20 protein-coding genes are annotated in these 24,862 nt (G+C 73.3%); 15 read left to right on the top strand and 5 right to left on the bottom strand.

Annotated elements, in window-relative coordinates; all coding sequences use genetic code 11:
* Positions 1-136 precede the first annotated feature (136 nt).
* The 10 genes from wecB (NBZ85_RS07575) to NBZ85_RS07530 all read left to right on the top strand — a co-directional run bounded on the left by wecB (NBZ85_RS07575) (position 137) and on the right by NBZ85_RS07530 (position 14,898).
* On the top strand, positions 137-1,273 hold the full coding sequence (wecB, locus tag NBZ85_RS07575; protein WP_261555249.1) for a non-hydrolyzing UDP-N-acetylglucosamine 2-epimerase: 1,137 nt from the start codon (positions 137-139) through the stop codon (positions 1,271-1,273).
* 87 nt (positions 1,274-1,360) lie between these two features.
* Positions 1,361-2,698, top strand: coding sequence for a nucleotide sugar dehydrogenase (locus tag NBZ85_RS07570; RefSeq protein WP_261555248.1), 1,338 nt, complete (start codon positions 1,361-1,363; stop codon positions 2,696-2,698).
* A gap of 129 nt (positions 2,699-2,827) precedes the next feature.
* Positions 2,828-3,061, top strand: a complete 234-nt coding sequence (locus tag NBZ85_RS07565; protein WP_261555243.1) for a hypothetical protein — start codon at positions 2,828-2,830, stop codon at positions 3,059-3,061.
* Between the two features lie 226 nt (positions 3,062-3,287).
* Positions 3,288-4,715 (top strand): glycosyltransferase, encoded by a 1,428-nt coding sequence (locus tag NBZ85_RS07560; protein ID WP_261555242.1) that lies wholly within the window; start codon positions 3,288-3,290, stop codon positions 4,713-4,715.
* A complete protein-coding gene (locus tag NBZ85_RS07555) occupies positions 4,712-6,037 on the top strand; it encodes a glycosyltransferase (RefSeq protein WP_261555241.1) in 1,326 nt (441 codons plus the stop codon). Before NBZ85_RS07560 ends, NBZ85_RS07555 begins: the two co-directional genes overlap by 4 nt.
* Before the next feature lie 117 nt (positions 6,038-6,154).
* Positions 6,155-7,630, top strand: coding sequence for an O-antigen polysaccharide polymerase Wzy (gene wzy, locus NBZ85_RS07550; RefSeq protein WP_261561717.1), 1,476 nt, complete (start codon positions 6,155-6,157; stop codon positions 7,628-7,630).
* Positions 7,624-8,979, top strand: a complete 1,356-nt coding sequence (locus tag NBZ85_RS32595) for a lipopolysaccharide biosynthesis protein (RefSeq protein WP_261561716.1) — start codon at positions 7,624-7,626, stop codon at positions 8,977-8,979. Before wzy ends, NBZ85_RS32595 begins: the two co-directional genes overlap by 7 nt.
* Positions 8,979-9,881: a class I SAM-dependent methyltransferase gene (locus NBZ85_RS07540; RefSeq protein WP_261561715.1), complete on the top strand. Its 903-nt coding sequence runs from the start codon at positions 8,979-8,981 to the stop codon at positions 9,879-9,881. The genes NBZ85_RS32595 and NBZ85_RS07540 overlap by 1 nt, the downstream gene beginning before the upstream one ends.
* Complete coding sequence (locus NBZ85_RS07535) at positions 9,878-11,797, top strand: glycosyltransferase (RefSeq protein WP_261561714.1); 1,920 nt, start codon at positions 9,878-9,880, stop codon at positions 11,795-11,797. The genes NBZ85_RS07540 and NBZ85_RS07535 overlap by 4 nt, the downstream gene beginning before the upstream one ends.
* A gap of 317 nt (positions 11,798-12,114) precedes the next feature.
* Positions 12,115-14,898, top strand: coding sequence for an aconitate hydratase (locus NBZ85_RS07530; RefSeq protein ID WP_261561713.1), 2,784 nt, complete (start codon positions 12,115-12,117; stop codon positions 14,896-14,898).
* A 117-nt stretch (positions 14,899-15,015) separates the two neighbouring features.
* Here NBZ85_RS07530 and trpD read toward each other — a convergent pair whose 3' ends face one another.
* Positions 15,016-16,104, bottom strand: coding sequence for an anthranilate phosphoribosyltransferase (trpD, locus tag NBZ85_RS07525; RefSeq protein ID WP_261555235.1), 1,089 nt, complete (start codon positions 16,102-16,104; stop codon positions 15,016-15,018).
* 413 nt (positions 16,105-16,517) lie between these two features.
* Here trpD and wecB (NBZ85_RS07520) point away from each other — a divergent pair, with 413 nt between their 5' ends.
* Positions 16,518-17,891 carry a non-hydrolyzing UDP-N-acetylglucosamine 2-epimerase gene (gene wecB / locus NBZ85_RS07520; RefSeq protein ID WP_261555234.1) on the top strand — a complete coding sequence of 458 codons (1,374 nt, stop codon included), beginning with the start codon at positions 16,518-16,520 and terminating at the stop codon, positions 17,889-17,891.
* Positions 17,892-17,939: 48 nt separating this feature from the next.
* Here wecB (NBZ85_RS07520) and NBZ85_RS07515 read toward each other — a convergent pair whose 3' ends face one another.
* Together NBZ85_RS07515 and NBZ85_RS07510 are read right to left on the bottom strand one after the other, a co-directional pair.
* Entirely contained in the window at positions 17,940-18,416 is a 477-nt protein-coding gene (locus tag NBZ85_RS07515) for a group II truncated hemoglobin (RefSeq protein WP_261555233.1), read from the bottom strand.
* Positions 18,417-18,556: 140 nt separating this feature from the next.
* Positions 18,557-19,363 (bottom strand): inositol monophosphatase family protein, encoded by an 807-nt coding sequence (locus NBZ85_RS07510; protein ID WP_261555231.1) that lies wholly within the window; start codon positions 19,361-19,363, stop codon positions 18,557-18,559.
* A 181-nt stretch (positions 19,364-19,544) separates the two neighbouring features.
* Between NBZ85_RS07510 and valS the strand changes: the two genes are divergently transcribed.
* Genes valS through NBZ85_RS07495 form a run of 3 tightly spaced genes read left to right on the top strand, consistent with a single transcriptional unit; the run spans position 19,545 to position 23,019 of the window.
* Positions 19,545-22,256, top strand: a complete 2,712-nt coding sequence (valS, locus tag NBZ85_RS07505; RefSeq protein ID WP_261561712.1) for a valine--tRNA ligase — start codon at positions 19,545-19,547, stop codon at positions 22,254-22,256.
* 11 nt (positions 22,257-22,267) lie between these two features.
* Positions 22,268-22,723 (top strand): sigma factor, encoded by a 456-nt coding sequence (locus tag NBZ85_RS33695; RefSeq protein ID WP_308205165.1) that lies wholly within the window; start codon positions 22,268-22,270, stop codon positions 22,721-22,723.
* A gap of 53 nt (positions 22,724-22,776) precedes the next feature.
* Positions 22,777-23,019, top strand: a complete 243-nt coding sequence (locus tag NBZ85_RS07495; protein ID WP_261561711.1) for a hypothetical protein — start codon at positions 22,777-22,779, stop codon at positions 23,017-23,019.
* Here the strand turns inward: NBZ85_RS07495 and NBZ85_RS07490 are convergent.
* Together NBZ85_RS07490 and NBZ85_RS07485 are read right to left on the bottom strand one after the other, a co-directional pair.
* Complete coding sequence (locus tag NBZ85_RS07490) at positions 23,002-23,520, bottom strand: gamma carbonic anhydrase family protein (RefSeq protein WP_261555226.1); 519 nt, start codon at positions 23,518-23,520, stop codon at positions 23,002-23,004. The genes NBZ85_RS07495 and NBZ85_RS07490 overlap by 18 nt on opposite strands.
* 120 nt (positions 23,521-23,640) lie before the next feature.
* The gene (locus NBZ85_RS07485; RefSeq protein ID WP_261555224.1) at positions 23,641-23,949 is read right to left on the bottom strand and encodes a DUF4235 domain-containing protein; all 309 of its coding nucleotides are present in this window, start codon (positions 23,947-23,949) and stop codon (positions 23,641-23,643) included.
* A gap of 293 nt (positions 23,950-24,242) precedes the next feature.
* Here NBZ85_RS07485 and dut point away from each other — a divergent pair.
* Positions 24,243-24,862 (top strand): dUTP diphosphatase (dut, locus tag NBZ85_RS07480; RefSeq protein WP_261561710.1); only part of this gene is annotated, 620 nt, incomplete at its 3' end.

Raw genomic sequence — 24,862 nt, 5'->3', positions numbered from 1 at the left:
CCCGCGCACCGTTCGCGGGTCTGCCGGCCCAGGGAGCGTCCCCCGAGGTCAGGCCGTGACCGGGGGGGGCGGCTGGTCGGCCGGCGGCCGGGCGGCGCGGCCGCCCGGCCAGCGGATTCCCCAACCTCCGCGGCCGGTGCCGCAGGTGCCCTCGGGGCCGCACGCGGTGGTCGTCGCGGGCGCCCGGCCCAACTTCGTCAAGGCCAAGCCGGTTCTGGACGCCCTGGCGGCCGAGGGGTTCCGCACCACCCTCGTGCATACCGGCCAGCACTACGACGAGGCGATGAGCGGGGTGTTCTTCGCCGAGCTCGACCTGCGCCGCCCCGACCACCACCTGGCGGCGGGCTCGGGCTCCCACGCCGTGCAGACGGCGGCGGTGATGACCGCCTTCGAGCCGCTGCTGGATCGGCTGGCCCCCGACGTCGTCATCGTGTTCGGGGACGTGAACTCCACCCTCGCCTGCGCGCTCGTCGCGGCCAAGGCGGGGGTACGGGCCGCGCACGTCGAGGCGGGTCTGCGCAGCGGCGACCGGTCGATGCCCGAGGAGATCAACCGTATCGTCGCGGACCGCCTGTGCGCCGACCTGTTCGCCCCGTCGCCGGACGCGGTGGAACACCTGCTGCGGGAGGGCGCCGCGCCGCGGTCGGTGCACCTCGTCGGCAACGTCATGGTCGACACCCTGCTGGCCCGCCGGGACGAGGCGCTGGCCCGGCCGACCCTCGCCGAGCTCGGGTTGCATCCCGGCGGCTACGGGCTGGTCACCCTGCACCGGCCGGCCAACGTCGACGACGTCGCGGCGCTCGCCGGTCTGCTCGAGGCGCTCGGTGAGATCGCGACTCGCTGCCCGCTGGTCTTCCCGGCGCACCCGCGTACGGCGGCCCGGGTGGGTGACCGGTTGCCGCCGGGGGTCCGCCTGCTCGGCCCGGTCGGGTACCTCGACTCGGTGGCCCTGCAGGCCGGCGCACGGATCGTGCTCACCGACTCGGGCGGGATCCAGGAGGAGTCGACGGTGCTTGGCGTGCCGTGCCTGACGTTGCGGGATTCCACCGAGCGCCCGCTGACGGTCCTCGAGGGCACGAACCGCGTGGTCGGGCGCGACCGCCGGGTGGTCGTCACCGCGGCGCTGGACACCCTGGAGCATCCGCCGGCCGCGCGCCGCCCGGCGCTGTGGGACGGGCAGGCCGGCCGGCGGATCGCCCGGGTGCTGGCACAGGCGGTGACGGCACCCGCGGCCGGCGGCGCCCCCCTGGACCCGGTGGCCACCGTGCGCTGAGGCCACCGTGCGCTGAGGACACCGTGCGCTGGGGACACGATGAATCGGCTGCGTCTCGCTATGTAATTAATAAGCGACACTCTGCTCATGTCATCGAACAAGCTGGTGGTGGTCGGGCAGGGTTACGTCGGTCTCCCGGTGGCGATGCGGGCCGTCGCCATGGGCTGGCGTGTCGTCGGGGTGGAGGTGGATCCCGACCGGGCCGCCCGGCTCGCGGCCGGGAACTCCTACGTCGAGGACATCCCGGACCCCGAGCTCGCCGCGGCCCTGCGCAGCGGCCGGTACGAGCCGACCCTCGACTACACGCGGGCCGGCGGATTCGACGTCGCCGTGATCACGGTGCCGACCCCGCTGCGCGAGGGCGCCCCCGACCTGTCCTACATCGTCGACGCCGCGCGTAGCCTGGCGCCCCTGGTCACCGCCGGATCCACCGTGATCCTGGAGTCGACCACCTATCCCGGGACGACCGAGGAGCTGCTCGCCCCGCTGCTGGCCGAGGGCTCCGGGCTGCACCCCGGGGTGGACTTCCACCTCGGCTACTCCCCGGAACGCATCGACCCCGGGAACCGGACGTGGAACCTGGTGAACACACCCAAGGTGGTCTCCGGCACGGGCCCGGCGTCGCTGGCCGCCGTCACCGCCTTCTACGACAGCCTGATCGAACGGACGGTCCCGGTCGGTTCGACCCGCACCGCGGAGCTGACGAAGCTGCTGGAGAACACCTTCCGGCACGTCAACATCGCGCTGGTCAACGAGCTGGCGATGTTCGCCCACGAGCTCGGCGTCGATGTCTGGGAGGCGATCGACGCCGCGTCGACGAAACCGTTCGGGTACCTGCGCTTCACCCCCGGTCCCGGCGTCGGCGGCCACTGCCTGCCCATCGACCCGTCGTACCTGTCCTGGCGGGTACGACGCAGCCTGGGGCGCAGCTTCCGGTTCGTCGAGCTGGCCAACGACGTCAACGACCACATGCCCGAACACGTCGTGCGCCGGGTGACCGAGATGCTCAACGCCCGGCACCTGCCCGTCGCCGGCAGGCGCATCCTGCTGCTGGGGCTGGCGTACAAGCGGAACACCGGCGACGCGCGGGAGGCGCCGGCGACCCGCGTCGCCGGCCTGCTGGCTGATCTCGGCGCCGACGTGCACGCCGCGGACCCGCACGTCGACCCGGCGCGGCTGCCGGCGCGGGTGACCCTCGTCGAGGCGGGCGCGGCCGAGCTCGCGGCGGCGGACCTCGTCGTCGTGCTCGTCGACCATGACGCCTTCGACCGCGACACGGTGACCCGGCACGCTCGGCTCGTACTCGACACCCGCCGCTGGCTGCCCGGCCCGACCGATGCCCGGCGGTCGGGCCGGGCCGTCGTGGCCGTCCCATCCCAGGCGACCCGGCACGAAGACGCCGGACTAGCCGTGGAGTCGCTCTGACCCACCCGTACGACGACACGCCCGAAACTCACTCAAAAAATTTAACTACTTACGATTAGTCAATTTATCTAGCCATCTCCCCGGGGTGATCACTGAAAGTAATGATCAAATCGCGAAGGGAGGGATTTGATGCGAAACGCGTTCCGCGCGGCACACCGGGTGGGACTGCGCCGGCTCGCCGCCGGCGTCGTGTCCGGTGGCGTCCTCGCGGGACCGAACGCCGGACTGGACATCGCCCCGGGCTTCACCCGGTCGCGCTTTCTGCCGAAGGTTCCGGAGGCCCGGGCCGTCGGGCATGTCGGCGAGATCTGCGCGGATGTACCGGACCCGGCGAAATGCCTGGTGGCGAGCCAGAAGTTGTAACCCGCACGACGTCACCCAACCCTCGGGGGACGGCCGTACCCCGAGGTGCGACCTCTGCGAGGCCGGGCGGGTGGGGTGCGATGCCCCACCCGCCCGTTCGTTCCTCCGCCGTCGGAGGGCGAGCCCCGGCGTCCGGACTCTCCGTGAGTGTTGTATCTCTCTGTAGTCGAGTGATGGCTGTAGGTTGTCCACGTCCTGGGGGGAGCATTGGCGAAGGGCGGGGGCCATGCGAGTTGTCATCGCGACGGAGGCACGGTTCCACCGGGGAGTCGACGACGCAGTGCTGGCCCGCACTCCCGGTGAGGCCTACCCGCACTGGTGCGGTTACCTCGGCGTCTTCGAGGAGGTCGTGGTGCTCGCCCGGGTCGGCGCGGCGTCCCCCGACCCGGCGGTGACAGCGTCCTTCCCGGTCGAGGGCGACCGGGTCCGCGTCGTCGAGCTGCCGCCCTACCAGGGGCCGGGCGGCTATCTGCGCACCGCGCGATCACTACGCTCCGTGATTGCCAAGGGGCTCGACTCGGGTGGCCCGCTTGCCCCCACGCCCCGCCAGCGCGCCGCCGCCGCCGGGGTGGCGAGCTGGTCGGCGGCGTCCGGGCGAATTCCGGAGCCCCGGTCTCCCACCGCCACGGCCGCCGGCGTGCGTGACAGCCCGGCTCGGGCCCGCACCAGCCCCAGGGCGGCGCCCGCCCGCTCGCCTCACGTCGTGGACACCCGCTACCTCGCGGTGATGCCCGGCATGGTCGGGGCGGCCCTCGTCACCGAGGCGCGCGCCCGCGGGCTGCCCTACGCCCTGGAGATCATCGGCGATGCCGAGGCGGTCGCCGGTGGGATGTTCGGCCGCTGGGCGCGCCGGCCGGCGCGGCGCTGGCTGGCCCGGCACGTCGCCGGAGCCCGGGCGGTCGGCTACGTCACCCGCGAGACCCTGCAACGCCGCTACCCGCCGGCGGCCGGGGCGTTGACGGCCGGCTACGCCTACGGTCGCCTGAACGCCGAGGACTTCACCGCGGCCCGCCCGCGCGCCGCCCGGCCGCCGGTGCCGGCGACGCTGGTGACGATCGGCTCGCAGGACCGCCGGTACAAAGGCCACGACATCCTGCTGGCCGCGGTCGGCCTGCTCGACGCGTGGGGGCACCAGCTACGCGTCGTCATTGTCGGCACCGGCCGCCATCACGCCGATCTCGTCCGCGCCGCCCGGCGTGAGGGGCTCGCCGACGTCGTCGAGTTCGTGCCGGCGCTCGACCGGGCCGGCGTGCGCGCCGTGCTCGACGCCGCCGACCTGTTCGTCCTGCCGTCGCGGACGGAGGGCCTGGCCCGGGTGCTCATCGAGGCGATGGCCCGCGGGGTGCCCGCGATCGCCACCGCGGTCGGCGGGACCGTCGAGCTGCTCGCGCCGCAGGACCTCGTCCCGCCCGAGGATCCCGAACGGCTCGCGATACGGATCGCCGAGGTCCTCGCCTCCTCCGACACGCTCGCCGCGATGTCCGCGCGCAACCGCGCCGCCGCCGAGAACTACCGCGGCGACCTGCTGGCCAAGCGGGCGTCGGCCTTCTATGCGGCGATCGCCGGTTGGGATCTGCCGGCGCGCGGCGGCCCGGCCACGCCGTCCGGATCGCCACCCGTGCGGACCCCCCAACGGACGGGGGGACGATCATGACTCCGGAGATCACGTCACCCCCGGGGACCACGCCCGCATTGGAGACCATCGGGCGGACAGCGCCCGCGGACGCCCGTGTCGACCAGCGGCCAGGGACCCCGAGCGGGTCCGCGACCGAGACGCCGTCCGCGCCGTCCGCGCCGTCCGCGACCGGCGCGGCCACCGTGGCCACCCGGTCGGAGCCCGGCGACCCGGGCCGCCGTCGCCGCCCGGTGCGGGTGCTCGAGGTGCTGGGTCGGATGGACCGGGCCGGCGTGGAGCTGCGCGCCGTGAACCTGCTGCGCCGGCTGGATCCGGAGGAGTTCCGGCTGGAGTTCGCCGTCACCTCCGGCGCCGCCGGTTCGCTGGACGCGGAGATCCGCGACCTCGGCAGCGAGGTGTACTACTGCCGCACCGACTGGCGCTTCGGCTGGCGGTTCCTGCGGCTGCTGCGTGAGGTCCGTCCCGACGTGGTCCACTCCGCCGTGGCGACCTTCTCCGGGGTGGTGCTCGCGCTGGCCCGCCTCGGCGGCGTGCGGCGGCGGGTGGCGTACTTCGTCAGTAGCGCCGACCGGCACGGCGACAGCCTGCGCGGCCGGGTGCAGCGGGCGTTCGGGCGCCTGCTGCTCGACCGGTTCGCCACCGACCTGGTCGCGGTGAGCGAGGCGGCGATGCGGGGGCTGTGGCGGGAGGAGTGGCGGCTCGATCCGCGCTGCCGCGTCATCTACAACGGCGTCGAACTGGAGCCGCCCGGGGTCGCGATCGCCGCGCGGCGGCGCGCCGAGGACCTGGCGGAGGACGACTACGAGCACGTCACCCTCGTCCACATCGCCCGTCCGGACCCGCTGAAGAACCGGGCCCGCGCCATCGAGATCCTCGCCGCGCTGCGTGCCCGCTCGGTCCACGCGCGGCTGCGCATCGTCGGGCGCCAGGACGACGCCGAAACCGCCCGCCTGACCGCGCTCGCCGACCGGCTCGGCGTCGCCGAACACGTCGAGTTCACCGGGGAGGTCCGCGAGATCCCCCGGCTGCTCGTGGCGTCCTCGCTGCTGCTGGTCACCTCGCTGCACGAGGGTATGCCCACGGTCGTGCTCGAGGCGCTCGCGGTGGGCACCCCGGTGCTCTCGGCGGACCTGCCGGGGGTCGTCGAGATCGCCCGCCTGCTGCCCGGGGTCGCCACGCTGCCGCTGGCCACGTCGGACGCCGTCTGGGCGGACACCGCGGACATGCTCACCGCAGTCCCGCCGACCATCGAGCAGCGCCGCGAGGCGATGCGGTTGCTGCGCCGTTCCCCGTTCACGATGGACACCTGGCAGCGCGACATGACGGCGGTGTGGTCCTAGGCGATGGTCGCGCTGAGCCAAGCCGGCGGACCACGTGGGGCCGGGCGGCCGTACCCACCCGTGTCCGCGGCCGCCGGCTTGCCCGCCACGCCCGCGCTGGCTGGCCGACCGGCTGGCGTGGCCGCGACGCCGTCACGCCGGGCGAGCGGGACGGCGCTCGCCGGCTGCCTGGTGGCCCTGTTCGCGGTCGCGGCCTGGGCGTCGTCGTTCGCCGAACTGGCGGAGCACTCCGCCGCCCGGCTCAGCGTCGCGGTGGTCGCCGGCTGCGTGCTGCTGTGCGTCCGCGCCCAGCCGCGTGGGGTGTGGGCCTGCTCATCGGTCTACCTGATCACTCTGTCGGTGTTCCACCTCGGGGTGGCGGCGTTGTTCGCCACCGACACCTCCTTCGATCGGATCCGCGGCCAGTACGACTTTCGTTGGCTGGCCGTCTACCCGATGAGCCGGCTGTTCGCCGTGGCCACGCTGGGGGTCGTCAGCGCCGCCGTCGGGGTGGCGGCGATGACCCTGCTGCGGGCGGTGCGTGTCGCGGGAGACCGTCCCGTGCCCGTCGCGGGTGATCTGCCGGCCACCGCCTCCCCGGATCGGCCGGATCTGCGTGCCCCCGCCGGTCTCGTGGTGCTCGCGGTGTCGGTCGTCGGGCTCGTCGCGATCGTGCTCGCCGCCGGCGGGATCGGGCTGCTGTTCGGTTCGTACGCCGCGGTCGGTCAGACGGCGCTGCGCGGCCCGCTGGTGCCCTACGTGCTGCTCGGGGTGGGCCTGGGCCTCGCGCTCGCGGTCATCGGCGGGCCGAGCCGGTGGCGCACGGCGGCCCTCGTGGTGTTCGCGCTGTTCGCCGCCGTGGCCTTGCCGCTGGGGCTGCGGGGCGAGGTGATGTTCCCGGCCGTCGCGGCGGCGGCGGTGGCCGCCAGGCGGCGCATCGTGGTGCGCGGGGTCGTCGTCCTGCTCGGCGCGGTCATGCTGCTGGCGTTGATCGGCGGATTGCGGGAGATCCGCGAGTCCGGCCTTGCCGCCACCCGGCTCAGCGCCATCACCTTCAGCCCCGTCGACGGGATCGCCGAACTCGGGGCCTCGATCCGCCCGATCGGCTCGGTGCTCGAATGGCGCGACGAGTTCGGCGAGCGCCCGCCCGCCGGGTCGACCTTCTACGGCCAGCTCGACCGGCTGGTGTCCGGGCGGCTGCTCGGTCATCCCCAGCCCTCCCAGTTCAGCGACGAGCGGCTGTTCAACGTGTTGATGCTCGATCGGGAGGGCCCGATCGGGGGATCGCCGATCGCCGAGGCCTATTACAACTTCGGCGCCCGCGGCGTGGTCGGCTTCCTGCTGCTGACCGGGCTCGTCATGGCCTGGATGGACCATGGCCGGTCCGTGCGCAGGACGGACACGGCCTGCCTCGTCCTGCTCGTCCCGTTGATCACCGAGGTGCGCAACGCCTTCGCGGCGGTTCCGGTCCAGGTGATGCTGGGACTGGGCGTGTTCGGCCTGATCCGGCTGGCCGAGACAGCGACCGCCCACACCGCCCACACCGCCCGTACGGACCCCGCTCGTCCGCTCCGTCCCGGCCGGGTCCGCCAGGTCCGAAGGCGGACGTGGTGAACCCCCACCGCGGGATCGGCCGGGTCGGCGCGGTGATAACCGGGTGGCTGGGGCTGTCCGCCGTCGCCAGCCTGGGCCAGGCGATGGTCACCGCGCGGATGCTGTCCCTGGGCGGGCGGGGAGCACTGGTGGTCCTGCTGACCGTCTCCGCGCTGGGCTCGCTCGTCGGCGGGCTGGGCACGAACGTCGCGTTCCGACACTACTTCGGCCGCGGCGACCCCCGGGTGTCCCTCGGCGACTACCTGGGGCTGTCCCTCACGGTGGCCCCACCCGCCACCGTCCTGGTCACCGTGGCGTCGTTGCAGGTGATCCACCTGTCCGGCGGGGCGCGGGCGGACGCCGATCTGGTGGGCGCGATCGCGGTCCTCGCCGTCGCGAACCTGCTCGCCGTGCAGGTGCTCGACGCGCTCAACGCCGCCGGCGCGATCGCCCTCGCCGCCGGGCTCGTCGCCGCCACGGGGCTCGTCCAGCTCGGGCTGCTGCTGGCTGGCCCGCGCCACCCGTCCCTGCCCCACATCCTGGTGATCCTCGCGCTGTGCTGGGCCGCGCAGGCGGCGGCGGGCGTGGCAGTACTGGCCCGGTCGGGGCTGTCCGTGCGGCCGCGGGCCGACCGGCGGGCCTGGCGGCTACTGATTGTCAAGGGCGTGCCCGCGCTCGGCCTCAACGTGGGCGCGACCATGGCGTTCCGCTTCGACCGAGTGCTGGTCGCGGCCTTCGGTGGCGCCGGCGCCGCCGCGGTGTACTCGATCGCCGCCGCCGCCGGTGAGGCGCTGCGCCTCGTGCCCGGGTCGGTGGGCCAGGTGGTCTTCCACCGCACCGCGCGGGGCACCCTGTCCCGCGCGGCGCTGCGCCGTGCGACCCGCGTCCTGCTCGCCCTCCTGCTGGTCGCCGCGGGCGTCCTCGCGCTCGCCGCGCCCTGGCTGGTACGGACCCTGTTCGGGCCCGGCTACGCCGCGGCGGTCACCCCGATGCGCCTGCTGCTGGTCGCCGAGCTCCTGCTGGCCCCGTTCCTGGTCGAATGCCGGGCGCTGAGCGGCCTCGGCCGCACCGGCGCGGCCGGCGGCGCAGGGTTGCTCGGCCTGGCCGTGTCGCTGGTGACCTACCCGGTGCTCGTGCCCTGGCGGGGACCTGCCGGCGCCGCGGTCGGCAGCATGCTCGCCTACGCGCTCATGACGGCGGTGGCCCGGCGTGCGCTGGGCGGGGAGCTCGGCACCCCGCCTGTCATCCGCTCCTCGCCGCCGACCGCGTCCCCGCCCTCGCCCGGCCCATCCGGCCCATCCGGCCCAGGCCGTCCGCGCGGGCTGGGCGCGGACGAGCCGCTGCCAGCCCCCGGAAAGGGGATGCCCTGATGGCGCTACACCCCCAGCACGACACGCTCGTCGTCGAGCCGACCGCCCACGGCGGGCGGCTGGCGTTCTACCGGCAGGCGGCCGACGCCGCCTACTGGGACGAACTGTGGGACGCCCAGCCGGCGGACTACCGCCGAGCCCGCGCGGGCCACCTTCCGCTGCACCTGCGCCGCGCGGTCCGCCGCCACCTACCGCCCGGCGGCCGGGTCCTGGAGGCCGGGTGCGGGCCTGGGCAGTTCAGCGTCGCGATGGCGGCCAGGGGATTCACCGCCGAGGCGGTGGACTGGGCGCCGCGCACCGTCGAGCGGCTGCGCACGGCCGCGCCGAAGATCCGCGTCTGGCGGGGCGACGTCCGCCGGCTCGACGTGCCCGACGGGTACTACGACGCGGTCTACTCGCCCGGCGTGTGCGAGCACTTTTCCGACGGCCCGCAGGAGGTGCTGCGCGAGACCCTGCGCGTGCTGCGACCGGGCGGGACTGCGCTGGTCTCCACACCGTGCTTCAGCCCGCTGCTGCGCGCCCTGGGCCCCGGCGGTGGGCCGGGTCGGCTACCGCGGCCGCAGGCAGGGGAGTTCTACCAGTACGCGTTCACCCCGGCGGAGCTGTCCGCCGTGCTGCGCGCCGTCGGCTTCGAGCAGGTACGGGCCCATCCCTACGGAGCGCTCGCCACCGTGCTGGAGTTCACCGGTCCCGGCCGAGTCCTGGCCGCCCGCGTTCCCCGTGCGGGCCTGCGGCCGCTGGAGGCCGCCCTCGATCTGCTCGGCGCGGCCCACCTGTCCGGGCGGGCCTGCCTGTGGGTGGCCCGCCGGCCGGCGTACCCGCCGGTGGCGCCTGGCGTCCCGCGCATCTCGGCGGCGTCTGCCGCCCGCCCGTCCACGACCCTGGAGGACCACTCCACATGAAGATCGCCACGTTGGTCAAGACCGGTGACGGGCCGTTGTGGATCCTTCCGCACGTTCTCGCCGCCCGCGAGTCCGGCGACCAGGTGGTCGTGCTGCTACCCGCGCCGGATCACACCGACAGCCGGGTGGCGCGGGAGCTGACGGCGCTCGGGATCGAGGTCGTCGAGAGCCCGGCGCCCCGGCGCGGCGCGTCGCCGGCCGGGCAGCTCGTCGGGATCGTTCAGCTGCGGGCGAGGCTGCGCGAGCTCGGCGTCGACGTCGTGCACTACCACCTGTACGCCTCGGCGCTGGCGGTCCGGTTCGCCACCCTGGGCACCCGGGTCACCCGGGTGTACATGGTCGCGGGTCCCCTCTACCTGGACAACGCGCTGATCCGGCGGGCCGAGCGGGTGTTGTGCCGGCTCGACCACCTGGTCATCGCGTCCAGTGTGGACATCCGCCGGCGGTACGCCGCTCTCGGCCTGCCTGCGCACCGGATGCGCACCCTGTCCTACGGCGTCGACCTGGAGCGTTTCGTCCCGGTGGACGACGAGCGGCGGCGGGAGGCGCGAGCGGGGCTCGGCCTCGCCAAGGACGAGTTCGTCGCGGTGTGCGTGGCCTACTTCTACCCGCCGAAGCGGCTGGTCCGCCCGGGCCAGGGCGTCAAGGGGCACGAGGTGCTCCTCGCGGCCTGGGCCCGCTTCGCCGAGGGGGGCGGGCGCGGGACGCTGATCCTGCTCGGCGGGGGCTACGGCAAGGCCGGCGAGAGCTACCGCGAGCAGGTCCGGGCGTGGGCGGCCCGGCTGCCCGGTGCCGACCGGGTCCGCTGGGTCGACAGCGTCACCGACGTCCGGCCGTTCTATGCCGCCGCGGACGTCAACGTCGTGTCGTCCTGGTCGGAGAGCTACGGGGCCGGGGCCGAGGCGTCCGCGTGCGCGGTGCCCACCATCGCCACCGCGGCCGGCGGGCTGCCGGAACTGGTCGACGACGAGACCGGCTGGCTCGTCGGGCTCGGCGACGCCGCGGCGATGGCCGCCGCCCTGCAGGAGGCGGCGGCCGGTCGGCGCACGCCCGCGGCGAGCCGGCGCGCCGCGGCCGCCCGGATGCGCGCGGAGAAGATGCTCGACCGCCGGGCGCTCAGCCACGATGTGGTCGCGGCGTTGCACGAAGCCGCCCGTGTCCGCCACCCGGCACGCTGGGGGCAACACCGGGCTTCGTCCCTGTCGGCTCCGAAGCTCACCTCGGTCGAGTCCTCCTCGGTTGAGCCGTCCCCGTCCCCGTCGTCGCTGCCGCCGTCGGCCCGGCCGCCCGGGCGTGACCGGTCGGGTGCCAGGGCGCTGGTCGGCCGGGTCCGCTCGTCGCCGCTGGTGGCGCTGCCGGGCCGGGCGCTGCGGGTGGCCCGCCGCACCTACCTGCTGCGAACCGATCCGGTGGGCTACGCCCGCAGCATCGGGGTGCGGCTCGGCGTGGACTGCCGGTTCATCGGCGTCACCGCCGCCACCTTCGGCACCGAGCCTTACCTGATCAGGCTGGGCGATCGGGTAGCCATCGCCGACGGCGTCCGGTTCATCACCCACGATGGTGCGGCCCACCGGCTGCGCCGGGAGCATCCCGACATCGACGTGGTCGGGCCCATCAGAGTCGGCCACGACGCGGTGATCGGGATGAACACGATCATCATGCCGGGCGTCACGATCGGCGCCGACGTGGTGATCGCCGCCGGCTCCGTGGTGATGCGCGACGTCCCTGCGCGGTCCCTGGCCGCCGGGGCCCCGGCCCGGGTGGTGACCGACGTCGAGCAGTGGGAGCGGCGGATGCTCGCCCGGTCGGTGGGCACCGGCGCGATGAGCCCACAGCGTAAGCGGGAGGTGTTCCTCGACCGGTTCGCAGCGGAACTCGCGGCGGATCCGTCTGATATTGTTAGCGTCGCTAATTAAATCGGCGCGTGTCATCCAAGGGAGTCGTACGGTTGGGTCCGGCGTCCCGGTTGCGGCGAGCGGGTCCGGTTGGGGCCGCGAGCCCGTCGAGGCGACGGTCGCGTCGGCGGTGTCACAACCCCTCGGGCGCGATCCCGCAAGGTGGGAAATGCCAGGATGGACATGAGCCGGCCGACGATGGCCGACGCCGCGGGCGGCCCTGCGCCTACGCCAGCCGCCGTCGACGGCGTCGCAACGGCGTAGCCGCAAGGGCGTGACCATGGTGGCAAGCCCCGCTGTCCGTGGGTGACGGGCGGTGGGTGACGAGGAGGAGAACGATGGACAGCTTCGGCAGTACCGGATCGCTCGTGGTGGGTGATCGCACCTACACGATCAGGCGGCTGGACGCGGTGCCCGGGGCCGATCGACTCCCCTACAGCCTGAAGGTGCTGCTGGAGAACCTTCTGCGCACCGAGGACGGCGCCAACATCACTGCGGACCATGTCCGGGCGCTGGCGAACTGGGATCCGGCTGCGGCACCGAGCCAGGAGATCCAGTTCACCCCCGCCCGCGTGATCATGCAGGACTTCACCGGCGTGCCCTGTGTGGTGGACCTCGCCGCCATGCGCGAGGCGATGGCCGCCCTCGGGGGCGACCCAGCGAAGATCAATCCGCTGGCGCCGGCCGAGCTCGTGATCGACCACTCGATCATTGCCGACCACTTCGGCCGGCCGGACGCCTTCGAGCTCAACGCCGCCCTGGAGTTCAGCCGCAACCGGGAGCGCTACCAGTTCCTGCGCTGGGGCCAGGAGGCGTTCGACAACTTCACCGTCGTCCCGCCGAACACCGGCATCGTCCACCAGGTCAACCTGGAGCACCTGGCCCGGGTGGTGTTCACCAGGAACACCGCCGAGGGCACGCTGGCCTACCCGGACACCCTGGTGGGCACGGACAGCCACACCACCATGATCAACGGCCTGGGCGTGCTCGGCTGGGGCGTCGGCGGCATCGAGGCCGAGGCCGCGATGCTCGGCCAGCCCGTGAGCATGCTGATCCCGACCGTCGTCGGCTTCAAGCTGACCGGTGAACTGCCCGCCGGCACGACGGCCACCGACATGGTGCTCGTGATCACCGAGCAGCTGCGCCGGCACGGCGTCGTCGGCCGGTTCGTCGAGTTCTACGGCGAGGGCATCGGCAACGTGCCGCTGGCCAACCGGGCCACCATCGGCAACATGAGCCCCGAGTACGGCTCCACCTGCGCGATCTTCCCGATCGACGGCGAGACGCTGAACTACCTGCGCCTGACCGGTCGCCCGGCGGAGCAGGTGGCGCTGGTCGAGGCGTACGCCAAGGAGCAGGGGCTCTGGCACGACCCGAGCCGCGAGGCCGCCTACACGACCACCCTGGAGCTGGACCTGTCGACGGTCGTGCCGTCGCTGGCCGGCCCGAAGCGGCCGCAGGACCGGGTGCCGCTGTCGAACGCGAAGCAGGCGTTCCGCGCCGCGCTGGCCGACTACGCCCAGCCCTCGGCGTTCACCAACGGTGGCGCGGACGAGGCCGCCGCCGAGTCGTTCCCCGCCTCCGACCCGGCGGCGGCGTTCGAGGACAAGCCGTCGGACGCGCCGATCTCGGTGAACGCTGTCGCCGGCGACATCACCAGCCGTCCGGCCAACCCGACGTCGGTCACCCTCGCCGACGGCACCACGGTGGAGATCGACCACGGGGCCGTCGCGGTCGCCGCGATCACCTCCTGCACCAACACCTCGAACCCGCAGGTCATGATCGGCGCGGCGCTGCTGGCCCGCAACGCCGTGGAGAAGGGGCTGACCCGCAAGCCGTGGGTCAAGACCACGCTGGCCCCGGGCTCCAAGGTCGTCATGGACTACTACGAGCGGGCCGGGCTCGTGCCGTACCTGGACAAGGTCGGCTTCAACCTGGTCGGGTTCGGCTGCACCACCTGCATCGGCAACTCCGGCCCGCTGCCGGAGGAGATCAGCGCGGCGGTGAACGACGCCGACCTCGCCGTGGTCAGCGTGCTGTCCGGCAACCGTAACTTCGAGGGCCGGATCAACCCCGACGTCAAGATGAACTACCTGGCGTCCCCGCCGCTGGTCGTCGCCTACGCGCTGGCCGGGACGATGGACATCAACCTCGACACCGACCCGCTCGGCTACGGCAGCGACGGCCAGCCGGTGTACCTGCGCGACGTGTGGCCCAGCGAGGCCGAGGTGGCCGCGGTCGTCGCCGACGCGATCCAGTCGGAGATGTTCGAGTCGGACTACGCCGACCTGTCCGGCGACGAGCGCTGGCGCTCGCTGCCGGTTGGCGACGGCGGCGAGGTGTCGCGGACGTTCGCCTGGGCCGACGACTCGACCTACGTCCGTCACCCTCCGTACTTCGAGGGTATGGCGACCAAGCCCGAGGCGCGTACGGACATCATCGACGCCCGTGTACTCGCGGTGCTGGGGGACTCGGTCACCACCGACCACATCTCCCCGGCCGGTTCGATCAAGAAGGACTCGCCGGCCGGCCGCTACCTTGCCGAGCACGGCGTCGCCCCCGGCGACTTCAACTCCTACGGGTCGCGGCGCGGCAACCACGAGGTGATGATCCGCGGCACGTTCGCCAACATCCGGCTGCGTAACCGGCTGGCGCCCGGCACCGAGGGCGGCGTCACGCGGCACCTGCCCGACGGCGAGCAGCTGGCGATCTACGACGCGGCGCAGAAGTACGCCGCCGAGGGCGTGCCGCTGGTCGTGCTCGCCGGCAAGGAGTACGGCTCGGGCTCGTCGCGTGACTGGGCGGCCAAGGGCACCTCGCTGCTGGGCGTGCGCGCGGTGATCGCCCAGTCCTACGAGCGGATCCACCGCTCGAACCTGATCGGCATGGGCGTGCTGCCCCTGCAGTTCCCGGCGGGTGAGTCGGTGGAGTCGCTCGGCCTGACCGGCGAGGAGTCGTTCACCATCACCGGTCTCGCCGACGTCGACGAGAAGACGCCGTCGATCACCGTGCGCGCGGGCGACAAGACGTTCGAGGCGGTCGTGCGCATCGACACCCCCGGCGAGGCGGAGTACTACCGCCACGGCGGCATCCTGCTCTACGTCCTGCGCTCGCTGCTCTAGCTCGCTGCGCGTTGGACGAGGCCCCGGCCGGAGCGTTCCGGCCGGGGCCTCGTGGCTCGCTTCGCATGCTCACCTGGTATGGCCGAGGGGTTCCCGTGATGAACCCTTCGGCCATACCTATTGCCGTATTCGCTCGGGTGGCGCGTTGGCAATACTGATCCAGTTGGCCAACGTCGCCGAGGCCGCGCCCGAGTCGATCGCCTCGCCGCATCGCACGGAGGCCGTGTGCAGGTGCTCGACAAGCGTCGAACCTGAGGGCCTCGCAGCAACCAGCGCAGCCGCGGCGTTGAGGACCACCGCATTGCGGATCGGTCCTGGTTGCCCGGCGAAGACGGCGTGGAGAATCCGGGCGTTCGCCTGTGCGTCACCCCCGCGGAGTGCTCCCGGTGAGGGGCAGGGGAGATGCAGCGCTCGTGGGTCGACCGTTTCGTGGCTGGCCTGTCCGTCGCGCACGATCCAGGCCTGCGACGTCGTCGTGGTACTGAGCTTGTCCAGACCGTCGTCGCCCCGGACCACCAGGGCGCTGGTCCCACGCGCGCGCAGGACCTCCACCACGACGGGCAGTCGGCGCGGGTCGGCTACCCCGACAACTCGGTGCGTCGGACTGGCCGGGTTGATCAACGGTCCGAGCAGGTTGAACACGGTCGGTACGCCCAGCTCGCGGCGAACCGGTCCGGCATGACGCATTCCGGGATGCATCCGCGGGGCCCACAGGAAAGTGATGCCGGCCTGCACGGCGATGGCCGCGAGGCGGTCAGGAGGCAGATCGAGCGGAATACCGAGGTGTTGCACCAGATCGGCGGAGCCGGCGGTCGTCGCCGTGGCTGCCCGACCGCCGTGCTTGACCACCCTCACCCCGGTCGCCGCGGCCACGACGGCTGCCATGGTGGAGATGTTGACGGCGTTTGTTCCGTCTCCACCGGTGCCGGCGATGTCCAGGGTGGGACCGGCGACCTGAACAGGCTGAGCTGCCCGCAGGAGGGCGGAAACGAACCCGTCCACCTCGCCCACGGTCTCGCCCTTGGCTCGCAGCGCGGTCAGGAACGCCGCCAGCTGTACCGATGACACCTCGCCCTGAATCACCTGCCGCATCGCCCAGGCTGCCGCGTCACTGGTCAGGTCGCGCCGTTCGAGGAGGTGCGCGAGCAGCGCCGGCCAGACGTCAGCGGCAGTCGTGTCTGGCTTGAGCGAGAAAGGCATGGTCATCATGTGTCCCCGGGGTTGGGCCCGCGGGCGTGGGCCGTCCCCGTGAACATGACAACGGCCGCCCGGCAGGCGGCCGTCTGTGCGTGTGACGCGGAGGCCGCCTACGAGGCGGGCCACCAACCGTCCACACGCTTGATCATGCCTGCAGCCTAGCCGAGTCAGGGCGACGCCGGTTTGCGGTGCGTTTTGCACGGTCTGAGCCCGCGGATCGTGCGCATCGCACCGCAACCCGTCCCACGCCCCCCTACGCCGGGCGCCTCCGCCCGGGTCACGGTTCGCGAGGTGCCTCTGGGTTATCTGAAAACTACAGACAGTGATACCTTCCCCCTGTGAGGCTGCCCTGGGCCGCCCGGCGATCGTCCGGGCGGGCCCCCGGCCGCTGGTGACGACGCGTTGCGTCAGGGGGAATCCGAATGCCGCGTGGTACTCCGGAGCAGAGCGGGCCCTCCGTACCGACGGTTCCGTCGGGGCTGCCCGGTGAACGGGTCAAACCGCTGGTCCCGCAGCCCAGCGGGCCGCAGCCCCGGCGCCTGTCGCTGACCGCCGCCCGGTCGGCGTCCGCGGTGCCGCGGCCGGCCGGTTCGGCCGAGCGCCGACTACGGGTGCTGGTGATCGTGGGCACCCGGCCGGAGGTGGTCAAGCTCAGCCGGGTCATCGCCGCCCTCGACCGGGCCGTCGACCTGCGCCTGGTCCACACCGGGCAGAACTACGACCACGAGCTCAACCAGGTCTTCTTCGAAGAGCTCGGCATCCGCCGCCCGGACCACGACCTCGATGCCGCCGGGCCCACCCCCGCCGAGACGATCAGCCGGCTGATCTCGCGGCTGGACCCGATTCTCGCCGCCGAGGCCCCCGACGCCGTACTCATCTACGGCGACACGAACACCTGCTACGCCGCGATCGCCGCCAAGCGCCGCCGCATCCCGGTGTTCCATCTGGAGGCCGGCAACCGCTGCTTCGACCAGCGGGTTCCGGAGGAGATCAACCGGCGCGTCGCCGACCAGCTCAGCGACGTCCACCTGGCCCTGACCGAACGGGCCCGCGGGCACCTGCTCGCCGAGGGGCTGCCCGCCCAGCGGATCTTCGTCGTCGGCTCCCCGGTCAAGGAGGTGCTCACCCACTACGCCCCGCTCATCGACGCCTCGTCGGCACTGACCACCCTCGGCGTGCAGGCGGGGCGCTACCTGCTCGCCAGCGTCCACCGCGAGGAGAACGTCGACCGGCCCGAGGCGCTGTCGGCGCTGCTGGAGACCCTCAACCGGTTGGCGGCCCGTTACCGGCTGCCGGTGATCGTCTCGACCCATCCGCGGACCCGGGATCGGCTCGGCGCGCTGCGCCGCTCGGGGCGGGCGCCCATGCTCGACGAACGGGTCCGCTTCTGCCGGCCGTTCGGCTTCGCCGACTACATCGCGCTGCAGCGGGCCGCCCTGTGCGTGCTCTCCGACAGCGCCACCCTGACGGAGGAGGCCTCCCTCGTCGGTTTCCCGGCCGTGCTCGTCCGGGAGGCGCATGAACGGCCGGAGGGCATGGACCGCGGGGTGCTCGTCGCCAGCGTGCTGCGCCCGGACCGGATCCTCGACGCCGTCGAGCTGATCGTGCGGGAGGCCGAAAGCGACCGGCGGGCGCGGGTCGTCCCCGACTACGACGCCGACGACGTCTCCCGCCGGGTCGTGCACATCATCGTCAGCTACGTCGACCACGTCCGGCGGACCGTCTGGTACGGCGACACCGGGCCCAGCGCCGGGCCTAGCCCTGCCTCTCCGGCCGCGACCGCGGACAGCCGCTGAGAAAAGGGGATCCTGGCTCGGCTGCCCGGCGAGGCAGGCGGTGACGGGTCAGCGGAGGAGACCCTGGTTTCCCCACCGGGGGGTGGGGCCGGGGTCGCCCAGATCGGTTCCGACGGGGTCCTGCGAGACCTGCTGAGCGATGGCGGTGCCCCATGTGAAGTACTCCATGAGCGTTGCGGCCAGCTCAGGCCGGCCAGGGAGCACTTCGCTGATCGCGTCCGCCATCAGATCCAGCCAGCGCTGCCGATGCTCGTCGCGGATCCCGAGCCCGAGGTGGCTTCGTAGCAAAGCCTGATGGCCGCCGAGGTGGGCCGAGAAGTCCGCTGGTCCATCGAACACCTCCGCCAGCCACACGGCAACGTGATCGAGATGGGTCGGGGTGAAGTGCGCGAACACCGGAGCGAGCAGCTCGTCTGCGAGCACACGGTCGTAGAACGCCGCAGACAGGCGCCGCAGGCCGTCAAGACCGCCCACCTCGTCGTAGAGCGTGGAACCCACGAGCACCTCCCGAGGCCAGGGCAGCATGGCGCACAGGCCTCCATCATGCCGGATCTTGGTTGCGAGACTACGCGGTCGAACCGGTGGCTCCGCCGGCCCGCATATCGATGCTGAACCGCTTGAATTTCACGACCACCTGAATTTCGCGCGACCGCCGGCCCCGAGGGTCAGTCGCGGTCGGCCGGGGGGTCCTCGGCGAGCAGGTCCGTGAGCGGGCCGAACAGCGCCGGCGGGGCGGCGACGGTGAGGTCCTCGCTCGCCGGCCGGCCGTGCAGCCCGCCGACCCGCAGGCCCGCCTCGGCCGCGACCAGGCCGCCGGCGGCATGGTCCCAGGGCTTGAGGCCGCGCTCGTAGTAGGCGTCGACGAGGCCGCCGGCGGCGGCGCACAGGTCCAGCGACGCCGCGCCCATCCGGCGAATGTCGCGGACCTGGGGTACCACCCTGGTGAGCACGGCGGCCTGCGCGGCGCGGCGGGACTCCAGGTAGCCGAAACCGGTCGCCACGAGGGCGCCGGCCAGGGTCGTCACCGTCGATCCGGTCAGCGCCGTGCCGTCGCGGAAGGCGCCGCCGCCGCGGACGGCGGTGTAGGTCGTGCCCAGTGCCGGGGCGTGCACCACACCGGCGACGACCTCGCCGGCCACCTCGGCGGCGATCGACACCGCCCAGTTCGGCAGCCGGTAGAGGAAGTTCACGGTGCCGTCGAGGGGATCGACGATCCAGCGAACGCCGGTCGACCCGGCGGAGTCGGATCCCTCCTCGCCGAGCAGGCCGTCGCCGGGACGCAGTTCACCGAGGCGCTGGGCCACCAGTGCCTCGGAGGCGCGGTCCAGGGCGGTGACCACGTCGGTGGGGGAGGACTTCGTGGTCTCCGCGGCGACCGTGCCCTCGCGGCCCCGGGCGAGCAGCTCGCCGGCCTCGCGGGCGATCGTCAGCGCGACGTCAAGCAGGATGTGCGGGTCGGGCAGGTCGCTCATCGGGCGGCGCTCCGGGGCTCGGGCTCGGGTTCTGGTTCGGGCTTTGGTTCGGGTTCATCCTGCCAAGGTGGTGCCACACGTGAGCATCCCGGCGGGTGAGTGTCGTCCCGGAGGCGGACGCGCGGGGCTTCGGGGGGCCGGCCGCAGCGGTCACGATCGGCGCGCCCGTAGGATCGTCGCTGTGGTTGGCACAGACGGCACTGATCGATCCGCACACGCGGTTCCCGCGAAGCCCAGCCTCGATGGCATCGAGGCGCGGTGGTCGGCGGCATGGCAGGACGAGGGCACCTACACCTTCGACCGCACGGTCGATCGGGGGCGGGTGTACTCCATCGACACCCCGCCACCGACCGTAAGCGGATCGTTGCATGTCGGCCACGTCTTCTCCTACACGCACACCGACGTCATCGCCCGCTATCAGCGGATGCGGGGGCGTGAGGTGTTCTACCCGATGGGCTTCGACGACAACGGGCTGCCGACCGAGCGCCGGGTGCAGAACTACTTCGGAGTGCGCTGCGACCCGTCGCTGCCCCACGACCCGGACTTCGCCCCCCCGGCCAAGCCGGGCAAGGAGCAGGTGCCGATCTCGCGGCGCAACTTCGTCGAGCTGTGCGAGCGGCTGACGCTGACCGACGAGAAGGGCTTCGAGGAGCTCTGGCGTCGCCTCGGGCTGTCCGTCGACTGGTCGCACACCTATGCCACCATCGACACCCGCTCGCGCGCCGTCGCCCAGACGGCGTTCCTGCGCAACCTCGCCCGCGGCGAGGCCTACCTGGCCGAGGCGCCGACGCTGTGGGACGTCACCTTCCGGACCGCGGTCGCCCAGGCGGAGCTGGAGGACCGGGAGCGTCCCGGCGCCTTCCACACCCTCGCCTTCCCCCGCGGCGGCGCCGACCCGGCCGGGTCGGCCGCGGCGGAGCCGGTGGTGATCGAGACGACCCGCCCGGAGCTGCTGCCCGCCTGCGTGGCCCTGGTCGCCCACCCCGACGACCCGCGCTACCAGCCGCTGTTCGGATCCACCGTGCGGACCCCGCTGTTCGACGTCGAGGTTCCGGTCGTCGCCCACCGGCTCGCCGATCCCGAGAAGGGATCCGGCATCGCGATGATCTGCACCTTCGGTGACCTCACCGACGTCATCTGGTGGCGGGAACTGCGCCTGCCGGCCCGCGCGGTGATCGGCCGCGACGGCCGGCTCGTCGCGGATCCGCCGGCCGCGATCACCTCGTCGGCGGGCGTGGCGCACTACGCCGAGCTCGCCGGCAAGACCGTCCACAGCGCCCGCACGCGGATCGTGGAGCTGCTCACCGGGGCCGGTGCGCTGCTCGGCGAGCCGCGGCCGATCGCCCACCCGGTCAAGTTCTACGAGAAGGGTGACCGGCCGCTGGAGATCGTCACCACCCGCCAGTGGTACCTGCGCAACGGCGGGCGCGACGAGCCGCTGCGCGCCGAGCTGCGGGCCCGCGGCCAGGAGCTGCGCTGGCACCCGGAGTACATGAAGGTCCGCTACGAGAACTGGGTCGACGGCCTCAACGGGGACTGGCTGATCAGCCGGCAGCGGTTCTTCGGCGTGCCGTTCCCGGTGTGGTATCCCCTCGACGACACCGGCACCCCGCGCTACGACGCGCCGATCGTGCCGGCCGAGGCGGCCCTGCCCGTCGACCCGTCCAGCGATGTGCCCCCGGGTTACACCGACTCCCAGCGCGGGGTGCCCGGCGGGTTCGCCGCCGACCCGGACGTGATGGACACCTGGGCGACGTCCTCGCTCACCCCGCTGATCGCCAGTGGCTGGGAGCACGACGCCGACCTGTTCGCCCGGGTCTTCCCGATGGACCTGCGGCCCCAGGCGCACGAGATCATCCGGACCTGGCTGTTCTCCACCGTGGTCCGCACGCACGCCGAGTTCGGCCTGCTGCCCTGGTCGAACGCGGCGATCTCCGGCTGGATCCTCGACCCGGACCGCAAGAAGATGTCGAAGTCCAAGGGGAACGTCGTCACCCCGCTGGGCCTGCTGGAGCAGCACGGTTCCGACGCGGTCCGCTACTGGGCGGCGTCCGGGCGGCCGGGCACCGACACGGCCTTCGACGTCGGCCAGATGAAGAACGGCCGCCGGCTCGCCATCAAGATTCTCAACGCCAGCCGCTTCGCACTGGGCCTCGGCGCCGACGCGACGCCCGCGGGCGCACCAGCGCCGGGTGGCGCCGAGCCCGACGGTGCGGGGGCCGCCGCTGCGGTGGCTGCCGCTGCAGTGGCCGCCGACGCGGTGGCCGGTGACGTGGCGGCGGCCGGTGAGGCCGTGCCGGTCAGCGAGCCGTTGGACCAGGCGCTGCTCGCCGCGCTCGCAGACGTCGTCGACGCCGCGACCGCCGCGCTCGACGGTTACGACTACGCGCGGGCCCTGGAGGTCACCGAGTCGTTCTTCTGGCGGTTCTGCGACGACTACGTCGAGCTGGTCAAGGGGCGCGCCTACGGCTCGTTCGGGCCCGCCGGTGCCGCCTCCGCGCAGACCGCCCTCGCGGTGGCGCTGTCCGTGCTGCTGCGCCTGTTCGCCCCGGTCCTGCCGTTCGTCGCCGAGGAGGTCTGGTCCTGGTGGCGGCCGGGCTCGGTGCACCGGGCGAGCTGGCCGGACGCGGCGGAGATCCGCAAGCTTGCCGACGGCGGGCGTCCCGAGCTGCTCGATGCGGTCGGTGCGGCGCTGACCGGCGTGCGCCGCGCCAAGTCGGCGGCGAAGGCGTCGATGAAGGCCGAGGTCGCGAGCGCCCGGATTGGCGGCGGGGCCGACCTTGTCGCCCTCGTCGAAGCGGCGGCCGCCGACCTGCGCAGCGCCGGCAGCATCCGCGACCTCACGTTCAGCCCCTCCGAAGGCGAGATCGCCGTCGCCGTCGACCTCGCCTGATCCATACCGAGGTGTCCGACGAGGCCGAGCGTGCCCACCTGCGTGCAGTGGCCTACCGCCTGCTCGGCTCGTTCGCCGACGCGGAGGACGTGGTGCAGGAGGCCTGGCTGCGCCTCGGCCGGGTCGACGCCGACCGGATCGAGGACCTGCGAGCCTGGTTGACCGTGGTGGTCAGCCGGCTGTGCCTGGACCAGCTGCGCTCGGCCCGCGGGCGGCGGGAGGGATACGTCGGGCCCTGGCTGCCCGAACCGTTCGTCGACGGGCTCGCCGGCCGCGACGGCATCGGGGGCGGCGCCGATGCCGGCTCGCCCGTGGTGGGCGCGGCCTTCGTCGCCGCGTCGCCGACGCCTTCCTCGCCGCGGCCGCCGGCCAGGACCTCGACGGGCTGCTGGCCCTGCTCGATCCGGACGCCGTCGTCCGCACCGACGGCGGGGGACTCGCGCAGGCCGCCCGGTGGCCGGTGCTGACCGGGTCGCCCGGTTCGTGCTCGGCATCCTCGCCAAGGCGGCCCGGCGGGTCGGTGCGGATCCAGCCAATCGACGTCAACGGCGAACCCGGCTTCGCGAGCTTCGAGGGTGACGTCCTGCGCTACATCGCCGGCCTGCACGTGGCGGGCGGCCGGGTCGTCGAGATCAACATCGTGGCGAACCCGGAGAAGATGCGGCACCTGTCGGGCGCGGCCCCGCTCGGCGACCAGGCCCCGCTCGGCGACCAGGCCCCGGCGGGCGATGCGGTGTCGGCGGGCTCAGTCGATCCGGCGTAGCTGGTCGCGGTAGCGCTTGCCGTTGGCCACGTAGACGGCGGCGCCGGCAGCGAGGCCAGTCTGGTCCCCGCCGCCGGGCAGCACCTTCGCCGGGATCCCGAGCGCTCGCCCGCCCGGGGGCACGATCGTGTCGCCCACGACGACGGCCCCGGCTCCGACCAGCCCGCCGCGCCCGACCCGGACCCGGTGCAGGACCACCGAGCCGGACCCGATCAGCGAGCCGTCCTCGACGATGCAGCCCTCCAGGTGCGCGAGGTGCCCGATGGTGCAGTCGTCGCCGACGACGGTCGCCAGCTGTTCGGTCGCGTGGATCACGGTGCCGTCCTGGACGGAGGTGCGCGCGCCGATGATGATCGACCCGTAGTCGCCGCGCAGCACCGCCCCCGGCCACACGGTCGACTCCGGGCCGATCGTCACGGTGCCGATGACGGTCGCGTCCGGATGGACGTAGGCCGTCGGGTCGATGACGGGGACGAAGTCTCCCAGGGCATATATGGCCATCCGGTCTCCCGCGGCTCAACGTGGCGAACAGTCGACCTCCATCGTGCCCGTCGGACGCGCTCGTCGGTCATCCCCCGCGGCCCCGGACGAACCGGGGCCGTTGGCCGCCCGGCGTGGGGGTCAGTTCTCCGAGGTGGAGATCTCCGGGCGGAGCATGCCGGGCGGCGGGGAGCCTGTCGCCCTGGCCCAGCCGCGGGCTGCCGCCCGCTCCGCCGCAAGCCGGCCGAGCCCGATCGCCAGGCCGGAGATCGCCGCCCAGGCGATCGCCTCCGCCCAGGCGGTGTCCGGATCGGCCGGGTTGACCGGCGGGTCCGACTTGCGCACCTTGCGGTACACGGCTGTGACGCCGCGGCTGGCAGCCGTGCCCGCGAGCGCCGTCGCCGCCCCGCCGAAGACCTTCCATCCCAGCTTCGATGCCGCTTTCGCCACCCCACACCTCTCGCTCTGCGCCGCGGGCCGCACCGGCCCGCCTGTGTTGTCCTTACCCCGCTGGCCCCGATTACGCCCGGGTGACCCGGGCGACCTGGGTGGGCCGCGGGTAGTCCTCATCCGATCACGCCCGCACGGTCCGGCCGGCGGGCGGGGCGCACCGCGGAGGCCGCGCCGGTCATGGCCTAGGGTTCATCTTGCGGATCGCGGACAACCGGCGCGGCACATCCGGCGTCGGTAGCTGTCGACGGCGATCATTCACCTCCCCGTTCAGCCCGTCCAGGCAGGAGCCGATGACCGCCCCCGATCGCACGATTCCCGCTGGATCCGAGGTCCCCGCCACCTCCGAGGTTCCCGCTGTACCGCCCGGGTCCTCCGGGCCAGGAGCCCCCGCGCCCGAAACGGTGGCTGGGACCGTGGTGGCGGCCACCGAGGCCGCGGCGGCGGGTCGGGTGGAGGTCCTCGTGCGCCGGCTGGACCGCGAGCTGGCGCCGCCGGCGTACGCCCAGCCCTCCGACGCGGGCGCGGACCTGGTGACCGCGCAGGATGTGACCCTCGCACCGGGCGAGCGCGCTGTCGTCGGTACCGGGCTGGCGATCGCTCTGCCGGTGGGCTACGCGGCCTTCGTGCACCCGCGCAGCGGCCTGGCCGCCCGGCACGGCGTGACGGTGGTCAACGCCCCCGGCACGGTCGATGCCGGTTACCGTGGTGAAATCAAAGTAGTTCTCATCAATACCGATCGATCCGATCCGATCACGTTGTGCAGGGGCGACCGGATCGCCCAGCTCGTGGTGCAGCGTGTGGAGCATGCCGTCTTCCGCGACGTGGACGAGCTGCCCGCCTCGGTGCGCGGCAGCGGTGGGTTCGGTTCGACGGGTGGCTTCGGCTCGACGGAGGGTCCCGGTGCCAGGGT

It is taken from the genome of Frankia tisae (genome assembly GCF_025403405.1).
In the GTDB taxonomy this organism is placed as follows: domain Bacteria; phylum Actinomycetota; class Actinomycetes; order Frankiales; family Frankiaceae; genus Frankia; species Frankia tisai.
Note: the sequence above shows the minus strand (reverse complement) of the source record. Positions and strands in the feature narration are given on the sequence as shown.